Origin of the sequence: Brevundimonas albigilva, from assembly GCF_023573565.1 — a bacterium.
In the GTDB taxonomy this organism is placed as follows: domain Bacteria; phylum Pseudomonadota; class Alphaproteobacteria; order Caulobacterales; family Caulobacteraceae; genus Brevundimonas; species Brevundimonas albigilva.
Genome location: NZ_CP097649.1, coordinates 2,123,596 through 2,140,640 on the forward strand (window position 1 = coordinate 2,123,596; position 17,045 = coordinate 2,140,640).

Below are 17,045 nucleotides of genomic sequence, written 5' to 3' on the forward strand. Positions count from 1 at the left end.
CGGCCGCCGCCGGGTCAAGGTCAGGCGGCGCGACTGACCCGCGCCATCTCGATCTGGGCCGACAATCCGGGCGGCAGATCGCGTTCCGGCGTGGCCGCCAGGACCTTCAGCCGCTCGACGTCGTCGGCCTGGACGATCACGCTGGAGATGCTGGGGTCGGTCAGCACATAGGCCAGGCAGATCGCCTCGGCCGTCCAGTGCTGCGTGCGGTAGAGGAAGCCGAACGCATCGTCGCCGCCCCTGCGGGCCGGATGCCCCTCGGGCGCGCGACCGAAGCCGAACAAGCCCTTCTTGACCGGTTCGGACGGGCCGCGACGGGCCTTGCGACGGTCGGTGAAGTAGTCGTAGGCGAACACCGCCATGTCCTGTTCGCGCGCCGAGCGAACGCGGTGCCGCACCGGCCAGCCGGAGTTCAGGTCGAACGGCGTCAGCAGGGCGTCGAAGGCGCCGGTCGACACATAGGCGTCCATCACCTCCCCGCCCCCGGCCACGCCCAGCAGCTTGACCCGTCCCGTCGCGCGCATGGCCTTCAGGGCCTCCAGCGACGATCGGGGCAGTTCGTCCTCGGCCGGTTCCTCCAGGGTGGCCAGGTCGATCCAACCCAAGCCGGAATAGTGCAACACCCGGTCGATTGCAGCGGTCATCCCCTGGGCCGAGAAATCCCGTTGCGGCTTCCTGCCGTCGCCGACGCCCAGCGTCAGGGCCACCGACACCAGCTTGCGGTCGACGTGCGACAGCGCTTCTCCCAGCACCTCGGCCACCACGGGATCGGCCGCCTCGAGCCGATAGCTGTTCAGGCCGCATTCCAGCGCCGTATAGAGCAGGTCCAGCGCCGCGCCGCGTCCGCGCGCCAGGGTCTGCTGACCCAGGCTGAGGGTCAGGTTCGAAACGGCGGCGCCGGAGCTTCCAAACGGCCTGTAGCGCATCGCTCACGCCTCTCCGGACGGCGCGCTGGTTTCCAACGCCAGGGCGTGAAGATCGCCGCCCATCTGACCCTTCAGCGCGGCATAGACCATCTGGTGCTGCCGGACGCGCGAAACGCCGGCGAAGGCCGTCGAGACGACGCGGGCGCGATAGTGGTCTCCATCGCCGGCCAGGTCCTCGATCGCGATCTCCGCGTCGGGAAAGGCCTCCTCCAGGTGCTGACGCAAGGTGTCCACGGACATGGGCATGGATGGATACTCTCGAACTCTGTGCGCCGATCCTGTCAGATAAACCTTAACCGCCGCCTACGCCGCCGCCGCGCGGCCGCCGAAACAGGCGCACCGGCGACCCCTTGTAGTCGGCCTCGGCGTAGGGCGCGTAGCCGACGCCCTGGGCCAGCCGGATGGACGGGTCGTTGTCCGGCGAGATCATGCAGACGGTGGCTTCCGCCGCCAGTCGGGCGTCCGCCCACCCCAGCGCGGCCCTGAGCGCCTCGCCGGCGTAGCCCTGCCCCTGGAAGGCGGGCGCGACGCCCCAGCCCAGTTCCGGGTGGACGAACGGCGGATCCAGCGCGCGGCGATAGTCGAACACGCCGACGCTGCCGACATAGGCGCCGCCTTCGGTCAGCCGGATCGACCAGTTGCCATGTCCCTGCGCGGCCCAGTGCCCCAGGTCGCGCAGCAGGCGGAACCACACCTCTTCCTCGCTCAAGCCCCGGCCCATGATGTGCCGGGTGAAGGTCTCGTCGGACCACAGGGCCAGCAGATCCTGAAGGTCGGACGCCGCGACCGGCGTCAACGTCAGTCGCGAGGTGGCCAGGATCGAGCCGTTCACATCAGCCCCAACTGCTTGAAGCTGGCCACGCCGTCGCGGCCGACGACCAGGTGGTCGTGCACCTCCACGTTCAGGGCGCGGCCGGCCTGCACGACCTGTTTCGTCATCTCGACGTCGGCGCGGCTGGGCGTCGGGTCTCCGGACGGGTGATTGTGCACCAGGATCAGGGCGCTGGCCGACAGCTCCAGCGCCCGTCGCACTACCTCGCGCGGATAGACGGGGGCGTGGTCCACCGTGCCGCGGTTCTGCACCTCGTCCAGGATCAGCTGGTTCTTCTTGTCCAGATTGAGTGCCATCTGCAAAAGACCTATATGGCTACCACATGCAAGCCATAGTCTATCGGCGATATTCTTCGGATGAACAGGGGGACGGGTCTGCCCAGACACTGGACGCGCAGCTTGAACGCTGTCAGTCGTTCGCCAAGGCGCAGGGCTGGACCGTTGTTGAGGTTCTGACCGACGAAGCCAAATCGGCGTTCACGGGCGACCACCTGCGGGCTGACGCGGACCTTGGCCGGTTCATTTCGCGCCTTCAAGATGGCGAGTTCGCGAAAGGAACAATTCTGATAGCTGACAACCTCTCGCGTCTCTCGCGTCGCCCGGTCGATGAGGCCATGGCGTGGGTCCACCAAGTGACCGGCAAGGGCGTGGAAATCGGGCTGGCGGACACGCGCGAGGTTTTCAAGCCGAACCCGTCGCTCGGCGACTTCCTTCAGACCGCCATCAAGTTCGGAGTTAGCCACCAAGCGTCAGCCGACAAATCCGACCAGACGCGGCGATCTAAGAACACGCTGTGGGCCTTGGCCGAACAGCGTAAGGGGAAATGGGTCAACCTCGCTGGGCTGTTGCCTCGCTGGCTTAAGCGGAACGCCACCTGTGACGGCTGGATCGTCGATGAGGACATGGCCGACACCATCGTCCAAATCTACAAGTGGTCCGCTGACGGCATCGGCGTGAACACTATCGTCAACATGCTCAACGCCCGGCCTGATCTGCCCCCCTTCGGACGGCAGAAGGATTACCGCAGCGGCGTTCCGGCGTGGTCGCGGACGACAGTCAGGCAATACCTGACCAGCCCGATTGTCGAAGGCGACTTCCGACCCAACACCGGCATGTTCAAGGGCCGGGTCATCCACGACTTTTATCCGAGGATTGTTGACGCAGACACAGTGGCCCGCGCCCGCGCCGATCTGAAAGCCCGGCGGAAGGTTGCTGGTAAGGGTGCCGGGACGGGCTACACCAACCTCTTCGCCGGGATCACAAAGTGCGGCCTCTGTGGTCAACGGGCCTCGCTGTCCACGTCGGTTCAGAAGGGCAAGCCATACCCCTACGTTCGCTGTGAAGGCTCGCAGGAAGGCCGTTGCACCAACAAGGGCGGCTACGCCTACCGAGCGTTCGAAGCGACCGCCCTCGATACATTCTTGGACCTCGCGCTGGACGACAGGTTCTTCGAGGCGACGGGCGAACTCGGGCGCGCTCGGGTCAGGAAGGCGGAAATCGAAAAGATGCTGGCTGATCGTCGGTCCTTCAAGATGAACCTGCTTCGGTCGTTTTCGGGTCAGGACGCAGAGGTCGCCACCGTGATCGCCGAGGCATCCGAAGACATCGCGCGCCTCATCGACGAACTGACCGAGGTGGAAGCAGCCATCAGCGTCGCCTCGGGGAAGGTGGGCAACGTCGAACACCTTCGCCGGGTGAACGACATTCGCGAAGCAGCAAAGTCGCCGGAAGACGCCGTGCGGAAACAGGCCCGGTCGAAACTGCGGAAAGCCCTGTCCGCCATCGTCATGTCCGTCGATGTAGAACGCGACGAAGAGGACGAACGGGTGTTCACGGTGATCCTGCGGGGCGGCATGATGGCCGTCAGGATCGACACCAAGGGTCGGATCAAGAAAGCCGTGTCCGACGCCGTTGGCCAACCGCTTTACAGCCACCTGACCGACGACCAACGCGAAGTGCTGGCGCCGCTCATCCAACGGATCGAGAAACTGGCGGGGTCAGGGGAGAACTTCCCCCCGGCGACAGGCGACGCGGGATAAAGAATCGCTCTCTTCATTTCCCAATGGGTGTCATGGATCGGCGGGGCGTCAATCAGATGCTCATGGTGGATTGGCTACGATGGGGTATGGCCAACGCCGTTTCACCTGAACTCGTTTTCTCAGACCTGATGGCCGCAGTGGGGGAAGTCCTGCTGCGTTGGGGCTATCTCGAACTGGAGATGCTGAAGAAGCTGGAGGTCGGTCGTGAGGGTTCGATGCCTCGTGCCGCTCCCCTTCAGCAATGGCGGGTCGCCGGTGCACGAGCTTTAGCTGACGTTTCCGGCTGGACCGAGGAGATCGAGCGCGCCGCCCAGATCAGGAACCTGCTGGCTCACGGACTGATTGGCGGTCATGCCCAACCCGAGGTCGGTGCCCCTCATGTCGTCTGCCGGGACTTGGACGGCGTGCGCCACCAGATCAAACATGCGGACCTGATTGCGGCGGCCCAGACCCTCGACCTACTCCGGCTACGCCTACATCGAGAACCCGACGATCTGCTGGGATCATCAGGCACTTGATCCCGGTCGGCTGGTCGGCGAGCCGTCAATCAGATCGTGCTATCCCCATCATGCACGCGGTTCGTCGAGGAGCATGACGAACATCTGGCTGTAGCCTTGGTGACCATCGCTGGTCGTGAAGACGACGAACTCCTCGCCCGCCTGTTCTGCCGCCTCGCGCACGATGTCGCTGAACTCGTCGATGTGGTCAGGCTTGCCGACGAGGACAAAGCCGTCCTTGTCCTGCCGGATGTCATAGGCAGGAGAGGTCTTCAGCAGCTTGTCCAGCAGCCGTCCCATGCCATTAGAAAGACACCGGTCTCCACAGCGGTCAAGCTAAGCGGCGCGGCGACCGATCAGGTCGATGGTGATGTCGCGACAGGCATGGCCGCGTTGTCGCGGAGCGCGGCGGCGGCGCCCCAGCGGTAGCCGACGAACAAACCGATGAAGAGGATAAGGACCATGACGACGGCGATGAGGAACGCCGTCCTCGACATTTGGCTATTCGGTTCGGTCATGATCGCTCCTGCGTGTGCTCCGTCCAGAGCCGACATCGACAGAAGTGGTTCGAAATCACCCCCCATCAAAGACAGATGATGTCAGGCACAAAATATCGTCTACGCCAGCGCTGCGTTTGCGGGCCGTGAAACACAGCGATTTCCACCCCTGTTTTCGAGAACGGTCGAAGCGGCGAATATCAACCAATCTTCAAGCCGATGACGTCGCGATCCGGCCGGAGCCTCTTTCAGGATCGCAGCCGACGTCGCTCCCCTTAAGCCGCCATCTTCCAGACCGATCTGGCGGCGGCACCCTTGGGCACAGGGGGGAGGAGTTTCCCCCTTTAACGGCTCTCCTAATAAGACCTCTATTAGCAAGTCCGTTAACGGGGGAAAGTTTGGACGAAGACCAAGTGGTCGCGCCGCTCCTTCCAGAACCCCTCCCTCATCACGTCGAAAGATATGGCCGTGACGTGACCCCCTGAAACTCCTCCAGGAATAGCTAGAGTCCGCCCAACGAAGGACGGACAGAATGAAGCGATCGAGGTTCACGGAAGAGCAGATCATCGGGATCCTGTGGGAGCAGGAGGCCGGTGTAGCGACGGCGGAGGTGTGCCGACGCCACGGGGTCAGCTCGGCGACCTTTTACAAATGGAAGGCCAAGTTTGGCGGGCTCAACGTGTCGGAGGCTCGGCGGCTCAAGGCGCTCGAGGATGAGAACGCCCGGCTGAAGCGGATGCTGGCGGACGCGATGCTGGACAACGTGGCCCTGAAGGACCTGCTGGGAAAAAAGTGGTGACGCCCGCCGGCTATCGCGAGGCGGCTGGCCATCTGCAGGCCGCCTACGAGATGAGCGAAAGGCGGGCGTGCCGTGTGCTGGGCGTCGATCGGACGAGCGTGCGCTATCAGGCGACGCGCCCGGACGACGGCGCTCTGCGCGACCGGCTGAAGGCCCTGGCCCAGGACCGTCGACGGTTCGGCTATCGTCGCCTGCACGTGCTGCTGCGGCGCGAGGGCCATGCGGTCAACAGGAAGCGGGTCCAGCGGATCTATCGCGAGGAGCAACTGACGGTGCGCCGGCGCGGCGGCCGGAAGCGAGCGATGGGCCCGCGGCGACCGCTGGACCTGCCGCTGGCGCCCAACCAGCGCTGGTCGCTGGACTTCGTCGCAGACCAGATGACGGACGGGCGGCGCTTCCGCATCCTGACGGTGATCGATAACTGCACGCGCGAGTGCCTGGCGCTGGTGGCCGACACCTCGCTGTCGGGCGCGCGGGTCGTGCGGGAGTTGGACGCCGTCATCCGGCAGCGAGGGCGGCCCGACACCATCGTCAGCGACAACGGCACGGAGTACACCTCGAACGCGGTCCTGGCCTGGGCCGACGACACCGGCGTCGGCTGGCACTACATCGCGCCGGGCAAGCCCCAGCAGAACGGCTTCAACGAAAGCTTCAACGGGCGGCTGCGTGACGAGCTGCTGAACGAGACGCTGTTCCGCTCGCTGCCGCACGCTCGCGCCGTGCTGGAGGCGTGGCGACGCGATTACAACGAGCAGCGTCCGCACTCGAAGCTCGGGTGGCTGACGCCGCAGGCTTATGCAGAAGCGCTCACCGGACACATCGGCCGGCCTGCTGCGCTGGTTGGAGGCTGCGCTGACCGGCCTCTTGCCAACCCAGCCGATCACAGCTCAGATCAACCTAGGACTCTCGTTATGGCTGGATGAGAAACGGGGGTCACGTCAATCGGCATCGAGCAGTCAGCGGACTACTGCCGGATGGCCGAGGAACGCCTCGGCGTCGTTCTTCAAGGAGATGCGCCGCTGCCGGATGATCTGCGTGGAAGTTCCAATGACAATGCCGATCTCGCAGCGGATCAAGCTCCGACGCTCGGCGACGCGGTTTAGGAGGCGTCGCTGGACGGGAACACATCCGGCCACAGGTTCAGCGGCATCGATATGGGCGGTCGCCCGAGGATGCCGCTGAACACCTCCAGCAGCCGTTCGACATCTGCCAAATGGAAGAACTCGAAGTGCTCCAGAGCGGCCCAAGCGTAGCGGTTAGTGGGAAGATGCTGATCCAGCCAGCCTTGCACGCTCGCTATGTTTGCCTCTCGGACAAGCAGGGAAACGTCTCCGGTAGGCCGCAGGTCGCCGAAGGCGCATCGAACATAAATTGCCTCCGCGACCGACGAGAGGGTGAGAAGCTGGTCGCCCATCGGACTCGTGACTGCGCCGGTTCTCATCTGCCGGAGAACTGCCTCCAGCGTCGCCTCGTTGTCGCTGGGAAACTGGAAGACGTGGTGATAGTTCATCGTCGCGCCTCCGGCTTCAGCCAAAGCACCGCCCAAGCGACCCTCGCTGCGAGTAGCAGACGACCCTCGCGCCAGAGGGTCTGAAACAGTTCGATCAAGGCATCAGCGGAAGGCCCTCGCCCAGATCGGAGGCAGAGATAGTTCTCTGCGCGGCCAAGCCATGCGCTGCTGAAATGCCGCTGGGAGTCGGTCAGCCCGCGCGAGAAAAAGTGGTGGTAGATGTCCATACCGGAGGGTCTCCTTTCCGATATTTATCCAACCCTCGGAGGTGGAATGACCGCAGGCTCGAACATCAGTTCAGCGACCGTCGAAGTGGCGGGGCGGAACTGGCTTACGGCTCAACTCCTGATGCGCGGTTTCGAAGTGGCCACCCCCGTCGTGGACCGAGGCGTCGATCTCATTGTCTTCAAGGAAGTCGGTGAGCAGGGCATCCGGGCGCTCCCTCTTCAGTTGAAGTGCTCCTCGGGTGAAAGCTTCAGTCTGGACCGGAAATACGAAGGGCGAGGCATTCCGTTGGCCTACGTCTGGAATGTCACGAGCGCGCCAGTCGTATTCCTGATGACCTATGAGGAAGCTCTGGTGGTCCTCGGTGCCAAAGCGACCGCTACGAACTCGTGGTCGGCTGGTGGCAAATACGCTGTGACCCGCGTCGGCGCCGACCTGCGACAGCGACTTCAGCCCTTTGAAGGTCGCTGGGATTGGCTCGCCGAACGATTAGCGGCCCAGCCTGAATCGGGCGCCTCATGACGAAAGCAGCACAGATCAGAGCGCTCGCGGCCAAGGGCTTCACGACCGCCCAGATCGCTGATCAGGTCGGCGTGCGCTATCAACAAGCCTACAACGTCCTGAGACGCTGCGGCCTGTTGAATAGCCCTGAGCGGGCCACGAAGCCGAGTTCGCCGCGTGTTCGCAAAGCTCTCCCAAACAAGCCGCCGCTCACGGTAGCTCTCCTTAGGGAGGGAGGCTTCAGCCGCGTGGGTGCATGGACCGTGACCAAGGCGTCGCTCGTTCAGGGCGCAGATTTCCCAAAGGAACGTGGTGTGTATGCCTTTGTGAAGGACGGCGCCGCGCTCTACGTCGGTCTGGCCACAAAGGGGGTCTTTCAGCGCTTCCGATCCTACTGCCGACCGGGCAAGACCTAGAGGACCAGTAGGCGTTTGAACGCTGCTCTCATTGAAGCGGTCGGTGTCGGCGACGTCATCGAAGTCTACACCGCCCATCCGCCCGATCTGACGTGGAACGGCATGCCGGTGAGCGGAGATGCTGGTCTCGAACTCGGCTTGATCCAGAACTTCGATTTGCCGTGGAACATTCGGGGCGCGGGCCGCTAGACGCCGAAGTCTTCCAAGAACTCTGACGCCGGATTTACGCCCGTCACCAGCAGGTGGTCGCGGGCGCGGGTGCAGGCGACGTAAAGGAGGTGCCGCTCGGTGTCGTAGACCTCCTGCAAATCGGACTCGTCGGCGACGCGCTCGATGCGGTCCTGATCGGGAATCACCTCGTCGTCGCAGGCCATGACCACCACGACGCGGAACTCCAGTCCTTTCGCCAGATGCATGGTGCAGACGGCCAGCTTATTCGGCTCGGCTTCCACCTTGTCGCTGAGTTCGACGGCCGCCGCGCCGCTCAGCTTGGCGGCGGCACGTGCACGCTTCATCTCGGCGTCGGATCGGACGAACAGCCCAATCTCGTGCGGCAGACAGCCTTCTGCGATGCGGGCAGCGATCCATGCGCCGACAGCGGTCTGTTCGTCGCCGATATCGTCGAACGTCTGGACGATGGGTTCAGCGCCATCGAACACCGAGACGGTGCCGCGTCGGCTCTCGGTCACGCCATCGACATCGGTGACTGTGATGGGCAGCAGGCGGTCAGCGTGCGACCTGATCTGGTGCGAAGTTCGGTAGTTGATCCGCAGGGTCGATGACCGGCCTCGAACGTCCAGACCGAGAGATTTCCACGAGAATGGCTGCTGGAAGATGCGCTGACCAATGTCTCCAGCGAAGAACAGGGCCTCGGGCCGGTCCTTTGTGAGAGCGCTGAGGAATCGCGCTTCGGACACGCTGATGTCCTGCGCCTCGTCCACAATGACGAAATCGAACGGTTCCGCAGCGCCGCTGCCGTAGTGGTCCGCCAGTCGGCCAAAGATGTCCGCCCACGTCACCAACTTGCGATCACGCAGGCCCGCGCGGACCTGTTCGAACACCGCCCAAAGGGTCTCGCGCTGCTTTCCGCCGATCCGGGTCTTGCGGCCCAGCCGGGAGACGTCGCGGTAGTCCTCCCACGAGGTCAGTCGCCATGCATTGGTCTGCGCCCTTTGAAGTGATCCATCCCTTATGTTGGTCTGCGGACCGGAACGGATGGAGCCAAGGATGGCCAGGAAGCGTCACAAGCCCGAAGAGATCATCGCCAAGCTGCGCCAGGTTGAAGTGTTGACCGGGCAAGGCAAATCGATCGCGGAGGCGGTGAAGACGATAGCGGTGACGGAGACGACCTACTTCCGCTGGCGAGCGGAGTTCGGCGGGATGAAGACCGATCAGGTCAAACGGATGAAGGCGCTGGAGCTGGAGAACGCCCGGCTTCGTCGGGCGGTGTCGGACCTGACGCTGGACAAGCTGATCCTGTCGGAGGCGGCGCGGGGAAACTTCTGAGCCCTGCCCGTCGCCGGGCCTGCATCGACAAGGTGCGGACCGAGTTGAAGGTGTCGGAGCGGCGCGCCTGCGCGGTGCTCCGACAGCATCGCTCAACCCAGCGAAAGACGCCGAGGGGCCGCACCGACGAGGCGGCCCTGACGGCGGCCATCACCGCACTGGCGGCGACCTATGGCCGTTACGGCTACCGCCGGATCACGGCGCTGCTGCATCAGGCGGGCTGGTCGGTGAACGCCAAAAGGGTTCAGCGGATCTGGCGACGGGAAGGGCTGAAGGTCCCGCAGAAACAGCCGAAACGCGGCCGGCTCTGGCTCAATGACGGGTCGTGCGTGCGGCTGCGCGCCGAGCGGCCCAACCATGTCTGGTCTTACGACTTCGTCGAGGATCGCACCCAGGACGGCAGGAAGTTCCGCATGCTCTGCGTGATTGATGAGTTCACGCGCGAGGCTCTGGCGATCCGGGTCAAGCGCAGGCTCAACTCCACCGACGTGCTAGAGACCCTGGCGGACCTGATGATACTGCGCGGGCCGCCGGCCTATGTGCGGTCCGACAACGGACCGGAGTTCATCGCCACCACCCTGCGTGAATGGATCGCCGCCGTCGGCTCTCAGACGGCCTACATCGAACCCGGTAGTCCCTGGGAGAACGGCTACTGCGAGAGCTTCAACTCCAAGCTCCGGGATGAACTGCTGAACGGCGAGACCTTCTTCAGTCTGGCCGAGGCTCAGGTGCTGATCGAGGCGTGGCGGCGTCACTTCAACGCCGTGCGACCGCACAGCGCCCTGAAGTACCGACCGCCAGCACCGGAAGCCCTCATCCCTCGCGCCGGAAACATCGTGCCGTGGGCGAGCGCGCCAGCGCTTGAAGGCGCGCGCTCGCCCAACCCAACCATGGCGTCAGGCCCGCCCATGAACTAACATCGAAACCGGATCACCCCATGGGGGCAGACCACTCCTCCGTGATTGCGCCTCGGAAAAGTTCGTAGCGCAGCCACACCCGGTAGGTGTTCACAACATCGGTCTCCCCGTAGTTGGCGCACTCTTGAATGTGACCGGCTCGGACGTGCTCCCAGACCTTCGAGCCGTCGATTCCCTCCGGTTTCCCCGGAAGGCCCATCATCTTGCACAGGTCGTCCAACGATGCCTTCGCGTTGGATTGGAAGCTGGCAAGTTCGTCGCACAGATCGACATGCGCCTGATCGTAGCGCTTGAAGTAGGGTCGGGAGGTCAGACCCGGCGCGGCGATGCCGTTGACCATCGCCCGGTAGCGCAGAACGGGCATATCGAACCCATTGCCGTTGAACGTCACCAGCGTCGGCCGAAGGCTGTCCACGCGGGCGGCGAACGCGGAGATCAAATCGACTTCTGTTCGGTCCCCGATATGGGGAGCGCCCAGCGACTGGATTTTCCAAACGCCGTCGATGCGCTCCGCTATCAGTGCAGCAAGAACCGCAACCTTATGGAGGGGCAGCTTTGGGAACTTCTCGCCGAGGATTTCGACAGCCTCTACGTCGGTGAGGGCTTCGCGCCGGTGAAGGCGTGCGAGCGTCTCGGTGCAGGGCACGGTTTCGAGATCGAAGACGATGGTGTGCTGGCTCAAAGGACCTCCCGGTTGCAGAGTGTCATTCTCTCGCATCGCTGTCTTTTGTCACCCATAACAGCCCGACACCGGCGACTTCGGAGTTCAGCGATACGCACACCACTGGGTCCAACTTAAGACCGCGAACTACCGCGCCTCCAACGGCTTCCTTGTCAGTCCGCCTTAAGGGCGTATCGGATAGCCCCAGTGCAGTTATCTATCCAATCTTGCACCTCCAAGTCGTCAGAGTCCTTTCTTATCAAATCAAGCAGAACCCCCAGCTTTATCGCAGTCATTTGGGGCAAGTCTATTATGATCTCATTCTGGTCTTTGCGTCGGCGGCGAGCCGCAAAACCATCTCGGATTTTCGAAACATCTATCGCATCAAGGAATTCGTTGAGCTTGGGGTTGCCGTCCATTTCTGCAATGAAGTTCTGTAGATCAAATGCTGCGCGAGGTAAGAATTTTATAGTGACTAATCTATTATAAACGGGGTGGTGCAGCGATATTGGAACAGCGTCGGACATCGTTTTGTTCTCTCCTATGAATGAAGAGACATCAAAATAAATCTCCTTCCGTCCTGTATTTGTGGAGAGGACGAAATGCTCTACGGTTCGATCACCAGCTTTCATTAGCTTGCGATTTAAAATCTTCCAATCCGTTTGAGGTTTACCAAAGAGCTTTGACATTATCGAATATTCGTAGCGTATACCTTCCGCACTATTCGGAGCTTTGATGACCCACGCTCTTTCGGGAGTCGTTCCGTTGTTATGCACCGTGGATGGGTTATCTGCCGTCTTTATAGCATTCGGCGGTCTGTCCTTCTCCGGCCCAGTCATTGCTAAAACTGACAGGAAGACGGTTATCAGAACCCCGCCGATCCACGTCACGCCCTCGAAACCATCGTTCATAACAAGCGACGCTGTTCCCGCTCCTACGACGAGTGCAGCAGCGACAAGAGCGAGCCGTTGGGCTTTGTTGGGCTTAAACATTCGCCGACCATAAGCGGACGAGCTTGGTGGCTACAACATTCCGATGTGTTTCCAGTGCCGCAGACGCTCTGCTTGCCACCGCAAGGCCGACCATTTCATCTATGTTCACCCACAGGTGCGCAGGTTTGTGAAACGCACACTATCGGTCGAGATAGAGCACGCGGAACTGCTCGCGCGGTTCGTGCTGGAGCGCCACACGGACATAGGCCAGCAGCGCCGACCAGGAGGAGATGACCGGGCGCTTGGCCGTCGGCTCGCGCGCGATCCGGCGCGTCACGTCGAAGATCAGTTGCAGGTCCAGCGCCACCGCGCGCGTGGCCTTGCCAAGCGCATAGCCCAGCGAACGCGCCACCTGATCCTCCACCGCCTCGTGGCTGGCCGCGCCGATGCCTTCCAGCCCGCCGAACCGGGCCAGCAGATCCTTGGCCAAGGGCTTGGTGTCCTTGTAGGGCACGCTGCGGAACAGCAGCAGTTCCAGCAACTCATAGTCCGGCAGGGCGTCCAGGCCGCCCTTGGCCGCGCGCTCTCGCAGGCGGTCGCGGTGCCCGCCATGACGCGGCGCGGTCTTCTGCGGTCGCGGTGCGCTCTCTTCCAGCATCCCAGCCCTCCGCTCCGCAACCTAGGCGGAACGGCCAGGCGCCGCCAGAGGCGTCAGAGAGGCTTGAACAGGCCCTTGGGCGAGGCGGTGAAGATTTCCACGCCGTCCTCGGTCACGCCCACCGTGTGTTCGCACTGGGCCGACAGGGACTTGTCGCGGGTCACGGCGGTCCAACCGTCCGACAGCACCTTCACGTGCGGCTTGCCCAGATTCACCATCGGCTCGACCGTGAAGAACATGCCGGCCTTCAGGGTCGCGCCCTCGCCCTTCCGGCCATAGTGCAGGACGTTGGGGCTGTCGTGGAAGACGCGGCCGATGCCGTGGCCGCAGAAGTCGCGCACCACGCTCATGCGCTGGGCCTCGACGAACTTCTGGATGGCGAAGCCGATGTCGCCGAACGTGTTTCCGGGCTTCACCTGGGCCAAGCCCAGTTCCAGCGACTGATAGGTGACGTCGACCAGCTTCTTGGCGCGGGTCGGCACCTCGCCCACGCCGTACATCCGGCTGGAATCGCCGTGCCAGCCGTCGACGATCACCGTGTGGTCGATGTTGACGATGTCGCCGTCCTTCAGCACCCGGTCGCCCGGGATCCCGTGGCAGACCACGTGGTTGATCGAGGTGCAGACGGTCTTTTCGTACCCCTTGTAGCCCAGGCAGGCCGGCAGGCCGCCGTTGTCCAGGGTGAACTCGCGGATCAGGTCGTCGATCTCGCCGGTGGTGACGCCGGGCTTCACGTGATCCGCGATCATGTCCAGCGCCTCGGCGACCAGACGGCCGGCCTTGCGCATCCCTTCGAACGCTTCCGCATCGTGGATGCGGATGGCGCTGGAGCGGACCATGACGTCGGTGTCGAGTTCGGGCGTTTCGTACATGAAGCGTGTCTGCGAAAGTGTGGGGCGGGGCGAAGAGGGACGCCGCAGATGGTCGTTATAGCACAAAACCTCAAGCCCGGCCTTCCCCTGCGCCATTCCGCCCGGTCCGCGCGAAGACGCACGATTTGATCGACGGCGGCCATGTTCGGGCACTGATGTTGCCGTCGCGTAACCTCTCGAAGCCGTGATCGTGTGCGGCGCCGGCGCCACGGTTTCGCCCGTTTCGGAGCAGAGAGCGGCCTTGCATGCAACGTTTTCGTGTCGGAAGCGCTGCGGCACCGTCTCTCCCCGAACCCGCCGCGCGACGGCGGGACTGTATTAGGATTGGTCATGAATCCCAGGAACATCACTCGCCTCGGCGGGATCGCCCTCACGTCCGCTCTGCTGGCCGGCGTCGCCGCCCCGGCCTTCGCCGGCTCCTTCTATGTGCAGGAGCAATCGACCCGCGGTCAGGGTCGCGCCAACGCCGGCGTCGGCGCAGACAAGGGCGTGCAATCGCTGTGGTGGAACCCGGCCGCCATCGCCGGAACCCAGCGCGAACTGTACGTGGGCGCGCACGGCCTGATCCTCGACTCCGACGTCGACGACCGCGGCTCCAGCTTGGCCTACAACGTCCCGGTGACCGGCGTCGGCGTCATCAGCAACACCGAAGCCGTCAACGGCGACCCGCACGTCCACGAAGTCGTCGAAAGCGGCATCGTGCCGAACTTCGCCGTCTCGATGCCGATCGGCGACCGCTTCAACGTCGGTCTGGCCGTCCAGGCCCCCTACAACTTCACCACCAAGTACGAGCCGACCGACTTCGCGCGCTATGACGCCCTGACGTCGGAACTGCGCTCGGCCAACGTCAGCCTGGTCGCCGCCATGTCGGTCACCGACTGGCTGGACATCGGCGCCGGCTTCGACGCCCAGTACGCCAAGGCGACGCTGAGCTCGGCCCTGCCGAACGTGCCGGTGCCCGCCGTGCTGTCGCCGGCCTATGTGATCAACCCGGCCTCGGACGGCCGCAACGACCTGGAAGGCGACGGCTGGGACTACGGCTGGAACGCCGGCGCCCAGATGCACTTCGGCAGGCTGGACCTGGGCCTGTCGTACCGCTCGGAGATCGAGCACGAGCTGGAAGGCTCGGTGAACATCTCGGGCCTGACCGGCCTGCTGGCCGGCGCCAACGTGTCGGCTGACGGCGGCGCCACCTTCACCACGCCCTGGTACGCCACCGTCTCGGCCCGCTACGCCGTCAACGACCGCCTGACCCTGAACGCCCAGGTCAACCAGATCGGCTGGAGCGAGTTCGACGCCATCCGCGTGGCCTACACCGGCGGCGGCTCGACCATCGTCCAGGACTATGACGACGTCACCACCGGCGCGATCGGCTTCGATTACATGATCGATCCGACCATGACGGTTCGCGCGGGCGTGGGCTACGACCCGACGCCGACCCCGGACGACCATCGCACCGCCCGCATCCCGGACGGCGACCGCTGGCTGTACGCCGCCGGCCTGTCCAAGACGGTGGGCAGCATGACGTTCGACGGCGCGGTGACCTACATCGACATCGACACGGCCACGATCAACGACACCCGTGACCTGTACGGCAACGGCCTGGTGGTTTCGAGCCTGCGCGGCGAGGCCAAGGGCTCCGGCGTCGGCTTCTCGCTGGGCGCGACCTGGAACTTCTGAGGACTGTCCCCGGCTGACATGAGAACGGCGGCTCCCTTGCGGGAGCCGCCGTTTTTTCTTTCCTCCACCGCGTAGCGGGTGAGGAACCTGGTCAGCCCTGGGCCGAGCCGTAACCCTTGCCGCCGTTCGACGGACGACGACGGCGCGGCCGGCGCTTCATCTCGCCGACAGGCTTGGGTTCGCGCGGCGTCACATTCTCGCCGGCCATCGGATTGTAGGTCCGTTCGGGCCGGGGCGCCGCCGCGGCCTCTCCGCCGCCGCCGCGGTTGCGACGCTGGCGGTGCGGCTGGCCGCCGCCCTCGGGACGGACGCCGTCGCGATGCGGGTTGCGACGACCGCGACCGCCGCGGCCGCCCTCGTTGCGCTCGCCGCCCTCGCGCTCGGGTAGGGTCGCCTTTTTGCCGACGCCCGAAGCCATGATGGAGGCGTCCAGCTGGGCCAGCTGCTTGTCGTTGCGGCGATCGACGGCCGGGATCTTCTGGCGCGTGACCTTTTCGATGTCCTTCAGCAGCTTCATCTCGTCGCCGGCGACGAAGCTGATGGCGGTGCCGTCGGCGCCCGCGCGGGCCGTCCGGCCGATGCGGTGCACATAGGCTTCCGGCACGAAGGGCAGTTCGAAGTTCACGACGTGCGAGACGCCGTCCACGTCGATGCCGCGCGCGGCGATGTCGGTGGCGACCAGGACGCGCAGCTTGCCCTTCTTGAAGGCTTCCAGCGTGCGTTCGCGCTGGGGCTGAGACTTGTTGCCGTGGATGGCGCCGGCCTCGACGCCGCCCGCTTCCAGATAGGCCGCGACCTTGTCGGCGCCGTGCTTGGTCTTGGTGAAGACCAGGCAGCGGGTGAAGCCCGGATCGCTGAACAGCTCGGTCAGCAGGGCGCGCTTGCGGCCCTGTTCGATGTGCACGACCGACTGCTTGATGCGCTGGACGGTGGTGGACTGGGGCGTGACCTGGACCTTGACCGGGTCCTTCAGCAGTTCGCCCGCCAGCTTGCCGATCTCGGTCGGCATGGTGGCCGAGAAGAACAGGTTCTGGCGGCGCGCCGGCATCCGGCTGACGATCTGGCGGATCGGCTTGATGAAGCCCAGGTCCAGCATTTGATCGGCTTCGTCCAGGACGAAGATTTCGGTCTGCGACAGGTCCAGGGTCTTCTGCTGGATGTGGTCCAGCAGGCGGCCCGGCGCGGCGACCAGGATGTCCAGGCCCTGCTGCAGGGCGCGTTCCTGGGCGCCGTATTTCACGCCGCCGAAGATCACCGCGACCCGGAAGCCCAGATGGGCGCCATAGGCCTTGAAGCTGTCGCCGATCTGGCTGGCCAGCTCGCGCGTGGGCGACAGGATCAGGGCGCGCGTGGTGCGAGGCACGGGCGGGGTGCGGTTCTCAGCCAGGCGATGCAGGATCGGCAGGGCGAAGGCGGCGGTCTTGCCGGTACCCGTCTGGGCGATGCCCAGCAGGTCCTTGCCGGCCATGACGTCGGGAATGGCCTTTTCCTGGATCGGAGTCGGCTTGGTGTAGCCTTCCGACGCCAGCGCCTGGAGAAGGGCCTTGTTCAGGCCCATGGATTCAAAGGTGGTGCTCA

The 17,045-nt window shown here is 64.2% G+C and carries 22 protein-coding genes and 1 pseudogene; 9 read left to right on the forward strand and 14 right to left on the reverse strand.

What is annotated here, in order from left to right; translation table 11 throughout:
- Positions 1-20: 20 nt before the first annotated feature.
- The 4 genes and pseudogenes from M8231_RS10655 to M8231_RS10670 all read right to left on the reverse strand — a co-directional run.
- A complete protein-coding gene (locus M8231_RS10655; protein ID WP_249749988.1) occupies positions 21-926 on the reverse strand; it encodes an aldo-keto reductase family protein in 906 nt (301 codons plus the stop codon).
- Positions 927-929: 3 nt separating this feature from the next.
- Positions 930-1,172 carry a BolA family protein gene (locus M8231_RS10660; protein ID WP_249749987.1) on the reverse strand — a complete coding sequence of 81 codons (243 nt, stop codon included), beginning with the start codon at positions 1,170-1,172 and terminating at the stop codon, positions 930-932.
- Positions 1,173-1,218: 46 nt separating this feature from the next.
- Positions 1,219-1,758: a GNAT family N-acetyltransferase gene (locus M8231_RS10665; protein WP_249749986.1), complete on the reverse strand. Its 540-nt coding sequence runs from the start codon at positions 1,756-1,758 to the stop codon at positions 1,219-1,221.
- A pseudogene (locus M8231_RS10670) lies at positions 1,755-2,048 on the reverse strand (JAB domain-containing protein); the annotation flags it as partial. The gene M8231_RS10665 and the pseudogene M8231_RS10670, both read right to left, overlap by 4 nt.
- 32 nt (positions 2,049-2,080) lie before the next feature.
- Between M8231_RS10670 and M8231_RS10675 the strand changes: the two are divergent.
- Positions 2,081-3,796 (forward strand): recombinase family protein, encoded by a 1,716-nt coding sequence (locus M8231_RS10675; protein ID WP_250201443.1) that lies wholly within the window; start codon positions 2,081-2,083, stop codon positions 3,794-3,796.
- 86 nt (positions 3,797-3,882) lie between these two features.
- Positions 3,883-4,314 carry a hypothetical protein gene (locus tag M8231_RS10680; protein WP_250201444.1) on the forward strand — a complete coding sequence of 144 codons (432 nt, stop codon included), beginning with the start codon at positions 3,883-3,885 and terminating at the stop codon, positions 4,312-4,314.
- A 48-nt stretch (positions 4,315-4,362) separates the two neighbouring features.
- On the opposite strand, the gene M8231_RS10685 is transcribed toward M8231_RS10680, so the two are convergent.
- Positions 4,363-4,593, reverse strand: coding sequence for a hypothetical protein (locus tag M8231_RS10685; protein WP_250201445.1), 231 nt, complete (start codon positions 4,591-4,593; stop codon positions 4,363-4,365).
- Between the two features lie 56 nt (positions 4,594-4,649).
- Positions 4,650-4,811 carry a hypothetical protein gene (locus tag M8231_RS10690; protein ID WP_250201446.1) on the reverse strand — a complete coding sequence of 54 codons (162 nt, stop codon included), beginning with the start codon at positions 4,809-4,811 and terminating at the stop codon, positions 4,650-4,652.
- A 511-nt stretch (positions 4,812-5,322) separates the two neighbouring features.
- On the opposite strand from M8231_RS10690, the gene M8231_RS10695 reads away from it, so the two are divergent.
- A protein-coding gene (locus M8231_RS10695) for an IS3 family transposase (protein ID WP_250201334.1) occupies positions 5,323-6,512 on the forward strand; the annotation gives its coding sequence in 2 pieces (ribosomal slippage) (positions 5,323-5,575 and positions 5,575-6,512; 1,191 coding nt in all).
- A 51-nt stretch (positions 6,513-6,563) separates the two neighbouring features.
- Positions 6,564-6,692 (forward strand): hypothetical protein, encoded by a 129-nt coding sequence (locus tag M8231_RS16925; RefSeq protein WP_284150786.1) that lies wholly within the window; start codon positions 6,564-6,566, stop codon positions 6,690-6,692.
- Here the strand turns inward: M8231_RS16925 and M8231_RS10700 are convergent.
- The gene (locus tag M8231_RS10700) at positions 6,689-7,099 is read right to left on the reverse strand and encodes a hypothetical protein (RefSeq protein ID WP_250201447.1); all 411 of its coding nucleotides are present in this window, start codon (positions 7,097-7,099) and stop codon (positions 6,689-6,691) included. The genes M8231_RS16925 and M8231_RS10700 overlap by 4 nt on opposite strands.
- The gene (locus M8231_RS17000) at positions 7,096-7,326 is read right to left on the reverse strand and encodes a DUF6626 family protein (RefSeq protein ID WP_311770089.1); all 231 of its coding nucleotides are present in this window, start codon (positions 7,324-7,326) and stop codon (positions 7,096-7,098) included. Before M8231_RS17000 ends, M8231_RS10700 begins: the two co-directional genes overlap by 4 nt.
- 46 nt (positions 7,327-7,372) lie before the next feature.
- On the opposite strand from M8231_RS17000, the gene M8231_RS10705 reads away from it, so the two are divergent.
- The 3 genes from M8231_RS10705 to M8231_RS10715 are packed head-to-tail and all read left to right on the forward strand — an operon-like array spanning position 7,373 to position 8,430.
- Positions 7,373-7,846, forward strand: a complete 474-nt coding sequence (locus M8231_RS10705) for a hypothetical protein (protein ID WP_184280345.1) — start codon at positions 7,373-7,375, stop codon at positions 7,844-7,846.
- Complete coding sequence (locus M8231_RS10710) at positions 7,843-8,241, forward strand: hypothetical protein (RefSeq protein WP_250201448.1); 399 nt, start codon at positions 7,843-7,845, stop codon at positions 8,239-8,241. The genes M8231_RS10705 and M8231_RS10710 overlap by 4 nt, the downstream gene beginning before the upstream one ends.
- A 15-nt stretch (positions 8,242-8,256) precedes the next feature.
- A complete protein-coding gene (locus M8231_RS10715) occupies positions 8,257-8,430 on the forward strand; it encodes a GIY-YIG nuclease family protein (RefSeq protein WP_184280343.1) in 174 nt (57 codons plus the stop codon).
- Here M8231_RS10715 and M8231_RS10720 read toward each other — a convergent pair.
- A complete protein-coding gene (locus tag M8231_RS10720) occupies positions 8,427-9,302 on the reverse strand; it encodes a 3'-5' exonuclease (protein ID WP_250201449.1) in 876 nt (291 codons plus the stop codon). The genes M8231_RS10715 and M8231_RS10720 overlap by 4 nt on opposite strands.
- A gap of 166 nt (positions 9,303-9,468) precedes the next feature.
- Between M8231_RS10720 and M8231_RS10725 the strand changes: the two genes are divergently transcribed.
- A protein-coding gene (locus tag M8231_RS10725) for an IS3 family transposase (protein WP_250201343.1) occupies positions 9,469-10,664 on the forward strand; the annotation gives its coding sequence in 2 pieces (ribosomal slippage) (positions 9,469-9,739 and positions 9,739-10,664; 1,197 coding nt in all).
- A gap of 13 nt (positions 10,665-10,677) precedes the next feature.
- Here the strand turns inward: M8231_RS10725 and M8231_RS10730 are convergent.
- The 4 genes from M8231_RS10730 to map form a co-directional block, all read right to left on the reverse strand.
- Positions 10,678-11,346 (reverse strand): 3'-5' exonuclease, encoded by a 669-nt coding sequence (locus tag M8231_RS10730; protein WP_250201450.1) that lies wholly within the window; start codon positions 11,344-11,346, stop codon positions 10,678-10,680.
- Between the two features lie 152 nt (positions 11,347-11,498).
- Positions 11,499-12,317 carry a hypothetical protein gene (locus M8231_RS10735; protein WP_165118071.1) on the reverse strand — a complete coding sequence of 273 codons (819 nt, stop codon included), beginning with the start codon at positions 12,315-12,317 and terminating at the stop codon, positions 11,499-11,501.
- Positions 12,318-12,456: 139 nt separating this feature from the next.
- A complete protein-coding gene (locus tag M8231_RS10740) occupies positions 12,457-12,915 on the reverse strand; it encodes a JAB domain-containing protein (protein ID WP_250201451.1) in 459 nt (152 codons plus the stop codon).
- Between the two features lie 53 nt (positions 12,916-12,968).
- On the reverse strand, positions 12,969-13,787 hold the full coding sequence (gene map / locus M8231_RS10745; protein WP_249749984.1) for a type I methionyl aminopeptidase: 819 nt from the start codon (positions 13,785-13,787) through the stop codon (positions 12,969-12,971).
- 330 nt (positions 13,788-14,117) lie between these two features.
- On the opposite strand from map, the gene M8231_RS10750 reads away from it, so the two are divergent.
- On the forward strand, positions 14,118-15,467 hold the full coding sequence (locus M8231_RS10750) for an OmpP1/FadL family transporter (protein WP_249749983.1): 1,350 nt from the start codon (positions 14,118-14,120) through the stop codon (positions 15,465-15,467).
- A 91-nt stretch (positions 15,468-15,558) separates the two neighbouring features.
- Here the strand turns inward: M8231_RS10750 and M8231_RS10755 are convergent, their stop codons facing one another.
- The gene (locus tag M8231_RS10755; protein WP_249751965.1) at positions 15,559-17,025 is read right to left on the reverse strand and encodes a DEAD/DEAH box helicase; all 1,467 of its coding nucleotides are present in this window, start codon (positions 17,023-17,025) and stop codon (positions 15,559-15,561) included.
- Positions 17,026-17,045 lie beyond the last annotated feature (20 nt).